This is a genomic window from Vibrio sp. 10N.286.49.E11 (assembly GCF_041469505.1).
In the GTDB taxonomy this organism is placed as follows: domain Bacteria; phylum Pseudomonadota; class Gammaproteobacteria; order Enterobacterales; family Vibrionaceae; genus Vibrio; species Vibrio crassostreae_C.
The window spans coordinates 1-221 of record NZ_JBFRKQ010000166.1 but is presented as its reverse complement, the minus strand read 5'-3'; the positions used below and the strand labels follow the sequence as shown (position 1 = coordinate 221).

Sequence of the window (221 nt, the reverse complement as noted above, 5' to 3'; positions counted from 1 at the left end):
GTCCACTCCGCCACTTATTCAGAGTTTCAGCTCTTTAAAACTGAAAATAGGGGTGTAGCTCCAATTGGCAGAGCAGCGGATTCCAAATCCGCGTGTTGGGAGTTCGAATCTCTCCACCCCTGCCATATTTAAGGCTCTAGCAGAAATGCTAGAGCCTTTTTGCTTTCTGGAATTTAATAAATTACAGAAAGTAGCCTGGTATAATACCAATCCGGAAAATT

Annotated in this window: 1 tRNA gene; it reads left to right on the top strand. The window is 43.0% G+C overall.

Annotation, left to right across the window (positions count from 1 at the left end):
- Nucleotides 1–48 precede the first annotated feature (48 nt).
- A tRNA-Trp gene (locus AB4167_RS22095) sits at nt 49–125 on the top strand.
- Nucleotides 126–221: the final 96 nt, after the last annotated feature.